This window comes from Microbacterium sp. S308A+, from assembly GCF_049800815.1.
In the GTDB taxonomy this organism is placed as follows: domain Bacteria; phylum Actinomycetota; class Actinomycetes; order Actinomycetales; family Microbacteriaceae; genus Microbacterium.
Genome location: NZ_JBNAFT010000001.1, coordinates 116921 through 124952 on the forward strand (window position 1 = coordinate 116921; position 8032 = coordinate 124952).

Consider the following 8032-nt stretch of genomic DNA (forward strand, 5'->3'; position numbering starts at 1 on the left):
CGTCAGTTGGACTTCGCCGTGATCCACACGGTGAGGGCGACCAAGGCGCCGATTCCGAAGATCCAGATGAAGAGGCCCTCTGACACCGGGCCGAGAGATCCGAGCGTGAACCCGCCGACCTGCACCGCCTGCTGCTGGTACAGGAGCGCGGAGATGATGTCGCGCTTGTCCTCGGTGGAGAGGTTCATATCGCCGAAGACCGGCATGTTCTGCGGGCCGGTGACCATCGCGGCGTACATGTGCAGTGCGCTCGTGTGCGTCAGCGGGGGAGCGTACTTGCCTTCGGTCAGCGCTCCACCCGCGGCGGCGACGTTGTGGCACATCGCGCAGTTGATACGGAACAGCTCTGCTCCCTTGGCGACGTCACCCTCGCCGTCCAGCACGTCGGCCTCGGGGTAGGTCGGTCCCGGGGCGACGGACTGCACCCAGGCCGCCATCGACTTGGTCTGCTCCTCGGTGAACTGCGGGTGCTTCTGCGGCGCCTGCGGGCCTTGCTGCTGCAGCGGCATACGACCGGTCGACACCTGGAACTCGACCGCGAGCTCACCCACGCCGAAGAGGCTCGGGCCGTTCTCCGTGCCTTGGAGGTCCATGCCGTGGCAGGTCGCACAGTTCGCCTGGAACAGCTTCTTTCCGTCGTCGACGGAGACCTGGGCGGTGGTGGCGGCAGGCTCGCTGGCAGCGAAGGCCGCCGACGCGCCGGCGTAGACGCCACCGGTGATCATCAGGCCAGCGCCGATCAGCGCCACGGTGGCCAAAGGGCTGCGGCGACCGCGCTTCTTCTCTCGTGCCATGTCGGGAATCCGCTCCGCTTTCTTATTTCAGGAAGTAGATGACGAGGAACAGGGCGATCCAGACCACGTCGACGAAGTGCCAGTAGTAGGACACCACGATCGAGGAGGTGGCCTCCTTGTGCGTGAAGTTCTTCACGGCGTAGGCGCGTCCGATGACGAGGAGGAACGCGACGAGCCCACCGGTGACGTGCAGCGCGTGGAAGCCGGTCGTGAGATAGAAGGCGGAGGCGTAGGAGTCGGCGGAGATCGGCATCCCCTCCGCGACGAGCTGCGAGTACTCCCAGACCTGGCCGGACACGAAGACCGCGCCGAGGATGAAGGTCAGCCAGAACCACTCGACCATGCCCCAGCTGCGGCGGCCCTTCGCGTTGCGGGTCGTGTAGGGCTGCATCCGCTCGGCGGCGAACACGCCCATCTGGCAGGTCACCGAGGACAGCACCAGGATGATCGTGTTGACCGTGGCGTACGGGATGTTCAGCAGGGACGTGCGGGAGGCCCAGAGCTCAGGTGAGGTGCTCCGAAGGGTGAAGTAGATCGCGAAGAGTCCCGCGAAGAACATCACCTCGCTGCCGAGCCACACAATGGTCCCGACAGCCACCGGATTGGGCCGCTTGATCGTTCTCGCCGCCGGGGCATACGTCGCTGAGGTCGTCACCCCTCCATTATGGCCGATCCGCGACGCCGATTCTCGCACCGCGGGACCCCGTTTCGCCCGCAAGCGACTTAGGGAAGCCTAAGAAGCGGCCGGGAATCCGCTGTGGATCGTCGGTTCGGCCCGACGGTCACGGAACGATCACGACAGGTCCGCGTCGATAGGATCTCCGCATGGCGGATGTGCTGACCTGGCCCGATGTCCTCTCCACTCTTCTGGAGGGACGTGACCTGAGCGTCTACGAGTCGACCTGGGCGATGCGTCAGGTGATGCGTGGGGACGCGACGCAGGCACAGCTGGCCGGCTTCCTCGTCGGCCTGCGCGCGAAGGGCGAGACGATCGACGAGATCGTCGGCTTCCGCGACGCGATCCTGGAGGCGGCGGTCCCTCTTCCTGTCTCGTCGGATGTGCTGGACATCGTGGGGACGGGGGGAGACCGCGTCGGGACGGTGAACGTCTCGACCACCGCTGCGATCGTCATCGGCGCGCTGGGGATTCCGGTGGTCAAGCACGGCAACAAGGCGGCGAGCTCGGCGTCGGGTTCCTCCGACGTGCTCAGCGCGCTCGGCCTGGAGCTGTCGCTCGATCCTTCCTCGGTGGCGGAGACGCTGGAGCGGACCGGGATCACCTTCGCCTGGGCCGGGGCCTTCCATCACGGCTTCAAGAACGCGGGGGCGGTGCGTGCCGAGCTGGGCGTGCCGACCGTCTTCAACATGCTCGGCCCGCTCTGCAACCCGGCCCGCGCCGAGGCGAACGCGGTGGGCGTCGCGCAGATGGATCGCGTGCCTCTCATCACCGGCGTCTTCCGGACGAGGGGAGCCACGGCCCTCGTTTTCCGCGGCGACGACGGCCTGGACGAGCTCACCACGACGGGGCACTCTCGGATCTGGGAGGTGACACGCGGAGACGTCCACGAGCATGACCTCGACCCGAGGGACATCGGCATCCCGCTCGCCGAGCTCGCCGACCTCATCGGCGGCTCGCCCACGCACAACGCGGAGGTGCTGCGCCGTACGCTCGCGGGGGAGACCGGTCCCGTTCGCGATATCGTGCTGCTCAACGCCGCGGCGGGGATCGTCGCCTACGAGCTTTCCCATGACGCGACGCAGGCCCAGCGTCCGATCGTGGAGCGCCTCGCGGAGGCCTATGCCGCCGCCGCCGCCGCCGTGGACGACGGACGCGCCGCGGCCAAGCTGGAGCAGTGGATCGCCGTGTCGCGGGAGCTCGCCCCGGCGTAGGAGAATCATGGACCCCCTCGACGCCCTCCGGGAGATCGCGACCCTGCTCGAACGTGAGCGGGCGTCGCGGTACCGGGCCAAGGCCTTCCGTCGTGCGGCCGACGCCTACGCCGGGCTGTCCCCGGCGGAACGGACGGACCAGGGGCGGGTGAAGGCGACGCCCGGCATCGGCGACTCCACGTTCGCGGTCATCCGCGAGGCGCAGGACGGCACGACGCCGTCGTACCTCGTCGAACTGCGTGGTCAGGTCGAGCCGGAGCGGTCGTCTGCTCTGCGTGCCCTTCTCCGCGGAGACCTGCACGCGCACACCGAGTGGTCGGACGGCACCACCCCGATCGCCGCGATGGCTGAGGCTGCCGTGGCACTCGGGCACGAGTATCTGGCGATCACCGATCACTCGCCGCGGCTGCGGGTGGCGAGGGGGCTCTCGGCCGACCGGCTGCGCGAGCAGATCCCGCTCGTCCGGGCCGCAAGCGAAGGAGGCCTCACGATGCTGGCGGGCATCGAGGTGGACATCCTTGAGGACGGCGGTTTGGACCAGGAGGACGCGCTGCTGGGCGAGCTCGACATCGTGGTGGCCTCCGTCCACTCGAAGCTCCGCATGGACTCCGCGCCGATGACGCGACGGATCCTCGCGGCGGTCGCCCATCCGCGGGTGAACGTGCTCGGCCACGTGACGGGGCGGCTGGTGCAGGGGGAGCGGGGCACCCGCCCTCCGTCTGCGTTCGACGCGAGGGCCGTCTTCGCCGCATGCGCGGAGCACAGCGTCGCGGTGGAGATCAACTCCCGTCCGGAGCGGCAGGACCCTCCGGACGAGCTCATCGCCGCGGCCCTGGAGGAAGGGTGTCTGTTCTCGATCGACTCGGACGCGCACGCCCCGGGGCAGCTCTCGCTCCTGGACCATGGTGCCGAGCGGGCGGAGCGGGCCGGTGTGCCGGCCGAGCGGATCGTGACGACCTGGGGGGTCGATCGACTTCGCCGCTGGGCGGAGTGAGCGGCCGCGGCTCGACGATCGTGTGGTGACCCTGGTGCGTGAGCTCAGGTGCCGGTGGCGCCGAGGGCTGTGAGCGCACGGGCCATCGACGTGCCGAGGTTCCACCGTTCGGCCACGGCGATCGCGGAGGCCTTCTCAGCCGTGTCGAGCGGACGCAGCGCCTCCTCGGGCGTTGAGATCGGGAGCCCCGTCGCGACCTGGACCACGGCCGGGGCGACGTCGAGGTAGTCGGAGGCGGCGACGATCTTCTTCGCGACGCCGGCAGACATCCCCGCCCCCGTGAGGGCGGCCGTGCGGATGCCCTCGAGGTCGCCATGGGCGGCGAGGAGTGTCGCCGCGGTCTTCTCCCCGACGCCGGCGACACCGGGGAGCCCATCCGAGGCGTCGCCACGCATGGTGGCGAAGTCCGCGTACTGACGCGGCAGGATGCCATACCTCGCGACGACCGAGGCCTCGGTCATGACCTCGAGGTTGCTCATGCCGCGGGCGGTGTAGACGATGCGGACGCCGCGTGTGTCGTCGATGAGCTGGAAGAGGTCGCGGTCACCGGTCACGACGTCCACCGGCATCCGTGCCTGCGTGGCGAGTGTGCCGATCACGTCGTCCGCCTCGTGCGAGGCCACGCCGATCACCGGGATCCGCAGGGCCGCGAGCGCCTCGCGGATGATCGGGATCTGCGCTTCGAGCGGGTCGGGCACCTCCTCGACGTCTGCGCCGCCCTCGACGACCTCCACCACCCGGTGCGCCTTGTAGCTGGGGATCAGGTCGACTCGCCACTGAGGGCGCCAGTCGTCGTCCCAGCATGCGACGAGGTGCGTCGGCGCATAGGCGGTGACGAGCTTGGCGATCATGTCGAGGAGCCCGCGCGCGGCATTGACCGAGGTCCCGTCCGGCGCCGTGACGGTGTCGGGCACGCCATAGAAGGCGCGGAAGTAGAGGGAGGCGGTGTCGAGCAGCATCAGGGTCTCGGCGCGGTCGGTCATGTCGTACAGCATCGCATCTCGGGCGGCGCACGCGGACGGGAGGCCGTGCGGCTCGTGGAGGGGCGGGGTCAGCAGCCGGGGCCAGTCGGGTTCTCGGCGCAGGTGCGGCCGACGAGCGCGGTGCGCGCGGCGTAGATCCGGATCTCCTGCCGAGAGGGTGCTCCTTCCACCGTCCCCGGGATGGCGCGCCAGCCGGCTCCCGTGTCGACCTCGGCCGCGTAGCGGACGGTGACCGCGAGGGTGTACGTGCCCCGTGTCGCGTAGACGTGGCTCGTCGGGGTGGGCGTGAACGGCTTCTGTCCGAGAGCGGCCCAGTCGGCGCCGCCGGTGGCTGTCGTCGCGGTCGTGCCGTCGCCGTAGGCGAAGTCGAACGAGGCCGGCGTGAAGCGAACGGAGACCGTCCGCCCCAGGACCGTGCCGGAGACGGTCTCGACCGTCGCCCGGCTCACGGCGTTGGCGGGGAGGCCGGCGACCCCGACGTTTCCCGGGTCCGTGCCGACCCCGGCTCCGCCTGGCGCGAGTCGGATGAGGTCGGCGACCGTGATCGGCCGTGCCTGCGGGGCCGGTGTCACCGCTTCTTCCGGTGCGCCCGGCTCGGCGGGCCTCCCGGGCTCGGGGGACGGACGGAGCGCGAAGCACGCGCGGGCCTCCTCCCATGCTCTGAGGCATCGGTCGAAGCGGTCGAGATCGTCGCTCCGGCCCGGCTCGCCCTTCACGGCGTCGCCGGGATCGTCGTCGGCGCCGAACGCGTCGTCCTCTCCGCCGATCGTGCCGTCGTCCTGGCCGGACTCCGGCGGGTCCTCTGTTCCGTGCTCGGGGACGTTCCCGCTGGGCGGCGTCTCCGTGTCGCCGATCCAGATCCCGGAGCCGTCGTTGCAGAGACCCATCATTATCGCTTCACTAGAGCATCCTGCCTGTTGGCGGCCTGATACCTGCGAAGATAAGAGCGATGAGGTCAGGATCGTGAGGCAGACGAGACTTGCCCGAAGCGCTTTCAACACGGTTGTCTACCGGGTTCGGCTGCTTGGATGCGGAGCTTGTCGCCTGACCGTCCCAGGGTCACGACTACCGAGCTGGTCGTCGGTCGCGAGGTCGGAGTGACGTCCGATCCGTTCGCATCGAGAACGCGTGAGGACGTCACATCAACGCATACGTTGGCTGCTATCTGATTAGTCATGGGATCGAAACTGGCCACCTCGAACGACAAAAGTCGTGTATCTCCTTCGAGGCGTAGTCCCTCACGTTCGATCTGACGGAGCGTACTAACGCTTTCCTCAAGAGCCTTACCTTCAAGAAACGACTGAGGGTCCGCGGACTTGTCCCCGGCGCGGCTGCGGTTGGAGGCATCGACGTACCCGCGATAGGTCTCTTCGGCGGCTGCGAAGGCCTCGGCCTCGGAGGCGAAGAGGGGCGTGGGCGTCGGCGTGGGCGTGGGCGGCGCGCAGCCGGTCGCAGTGAGCGCGACGAGCGCCACGGTCGCGGCGAGCAGGACGAGGGGCGGTCGGGGTCGGCGGTTCGCTGGACGCAGCATCGTGACAGGCTAGAACGTGCGCAGGCCCGAAAACGGGTTATCCACAGGTGACCACGTCGGAACCGGCGACGGGGGAAGCCGGGGGAGGAGGGCGACCGCTGGATCGCGCGGCTCCTCACCCAAGCGGGCGCAGGTTCTGATATCCTGAAGCGTCACTCGTGACAGGTTTCTGCACGTGCGTGACAGCAATCCAAAATATCCAACCGCCTCGGTGCGTTCTCTCGTTCTGCCTGCAGCACGGTGCGCCGGGCCCGAACATCCATTCACAAGGACAACCCACTACATGACTACCGCAACGACCGCCCCGGCCGCCAAGCAGGTCGCGATCAACGACATCGGCTCTGCTGAGGACTTCCTGGCCGCGGTCGAGAAGACCCTCAAGTTCTTCAACGACGGCGACATCATCGAGGGCACGATCGTCAAGATCGACCGCGACGAGGTTCTGCTCGACGTCGGGTACAAGACCGAGGGCGTCATCCCCTCGCGCGAGCTCTCGATCAAGCACGACGTCGACCCCAACGAGGTCGTCGCCGTGGGTGACCAGGTCGAGGCCCTCGTTCTCCAGAAGGAGGACAAGGAAGGCCGTCTGATCCTGTCGAAGAAGCGTGCGCAGTACGAGCGCGCCTGGGGCGACGTGGAGAAGATCAAGGAGAACGACGGCGTCGTCACGGGTCAGGTGATCGAGGTCGTCAAGGGCGGCCTGATCGTCGACATCGGCCTCCGCGGCTTCCTGCCCGCCTCGCTCATCGAGCTCCGTCGCGTCCGTGACCTCACGCCGTACCTCGGCCAGGAGCTCGAGGCCAAGATCCTCGAGCTCGACAAGAACCGCAACAACGTGGTCCTCTCGCGCCGCGCCCTGCTCGAGCAGACGCAGTCCGAGTCGCGCACCACGTTCCTCAACAACCTGCACAAGGGCCAGGTCCGCAAGGGCGTCGTCTCCTCGATCGTCAACTTCGGCGCGTTCGTGGATCTCGGTGGCGTCGACGGCCTCGTGCACGTCTCCGAGCTCTCCTGGAAGCACATCGAGCACGCCTCCGAGGTCGTCGAGGTGGGCCAGGAGGTCACCGTCGAGATCCTCGAGGTCGACCTCGACCGCGAGCGGGTCTCCCTGTCGCTGAAGGCGACGCAGGAGGACCCGTGGCAGGTCTTCGCCCGCACCCACGCCATCGGCCAGGTCACCCCGGGCAAGGTCACCAAGCTCGTCCCCTTCGGCGCGTTCGTGCGTGTCGCGGACGGCATCGAGGGCCTTGTGCACATCTCGGAGCTCTCCAGCAAGCACGTCGAGCTGGCAGAGCAGGTCGTGTCGGTGGGCGAAGAGGTCTTCGTCAAGGTCATCGACATCGACCTCGAGCGCCGCCGCATCTCGCTGTCGCTCAAGCAGGCCAACGAGTCGGTCGACCCCTACGGCACCGAGTTCGACCCGGCCCTGTACGGCATGCTCGCCGAGTACGACGAGAATGGCGAGTACAAGTACCCCGAGGGCTTCGACGCCGAGACCGGTGCGTGGAAGGAAGGCTTCGACGCCCAGCGCGAGGCATGGGAGCAGGAGTACGCCGCTGCACAGGCTCGCTGGGAGGCGCACAAGGCTCAGGTCCTCAAGGCCGCAGAGGCCGAGGCCGCCGCGGGCGACGACTTCGGGGCCGGCGCGCAGTCGTTCTCGAGCGACTCGACCGGCGCGGGCACCCTCGCCGACGACGAGGCCCTCGCGGCTCTTCGCGAGAAGCTGTCGGGCGGCAACGCCTGACCCTCGTCCTGTCGGACCGTCGGAGCGGGCCGTCACCCTCGGGTGGCGGTCCGCTCCGCGCGGGCAGTGGCTTACGGACGTCCCCGCCCGGCGAGG

General features: G+C 68.7%; 7 protein-coding genes. 3 read left to right on the forward strand and 4 right to left on the reverse strand.

The window, feature by feature from the left end; translation table 11 throughout:
• Positions 1-2: 2 nt before the first annotated feature.
• Together ACP15J_RS00570 and ACP15J_RS00575 are read right to left on the reverse strand one after the other, a co-directional pair.
• Positions 3-794, reverse strand: coding sequence for a cytochrome c (locus ACP15J_RS00570; protein ID WP_197220479.1), 792 nt, complete (start codon positions 792-794; stop codon positions 3-5).
• Positions 795-816: 22 nt separating this feature from the next.
• Positions 817-1449 (reverse strand): cytochrome c oxidase subunit 3, encoded by a 633-nt coding sequence (locus tag ACP15J_RS00575; protein ID WP_424935950.1) that lies wholly within the window; start codon positions 1447-1449, stop codon positions 817-819.
• A 170-nt stretch (positions 1450-1619) separates the two neighbouring features.
• On the opposite strand from ACP15J_RS00575, the gene trpD reads away from it, so the two are divergent.
• Together trpD and ACP15J_RS00585 are read left to right on the forward strand one after the other, a co-directional pair.
• On the forward strand, positions 1620-2684 hold the full coding sequence (gene trpD, locus ACP15J_RS00580) for an anthranilate phosphoribosyltransferase (RefSeq protein ID WP_424935949.1): 1065 nt from the start codon (positions 1620-1622) through the stop codon (positions 2682-2684).
• A gap of 7 nt (positions 2685-2691) precedes the next feature.
• A complete protein-coding gene (locus ACP15J_RS00585) occupies positions 2692-3678 on the forward strand; it encodes a PHP domain-containing protein (protein ID WP_424935948.1) in 987 nt (328 codons plus the stop codon).
• Positions 3679-3722: 44 nt separating this feature from the next.
• Here the strand turns inward: ACP15J_RS00585 and ACP15J_RS00590 are convergent, their stop codons facing one another.
• Both ACP15J_RS00590 and ACP15J_RS00595 read right to left on the reverse strand, forming a co-directional pair.
• Complete coding sequence (locus tag ACP15J_RS00590; protein ID WP_424935947.1) at positions 3723-4661, reverse strand: 5'-3' exonuclease; 939 nt, start codon at positions 4659-4661, stop codon at positions 3723-3725.
• A 68-nt stretch (positions 4662-4729) separates the two neighbouring features.
• Entirely contained in the window at positions 4730-5548 is an 819-nt protein-coding gene (locus ACP15J_RS00595; RefSeq protein WP_424980818.1) for a hypothetical protein, read from the reverse strand.
• A gap of 927 nt (positions 5549-6475) precedes the next feature.
• Here ACP15J_RS00595 and rpsA point away from each other — a divergent pair.
• Positions 6476-7936 carry a 30S ribosomal protein S1 gene (gene rpsA / locus ACP15J_RS00600; RefSeq protein ID WP_424935945.1) on the forward strand — a complete coding sequence of 487 codons (1461 nt, stop codon included), beginning with the start codon at positions 6476-6478 and terminating at the stop codon, positions 7934-7936.
• The last annotated feature ends 96 nt before the right edge of the window (positions 7937-8032 follow it).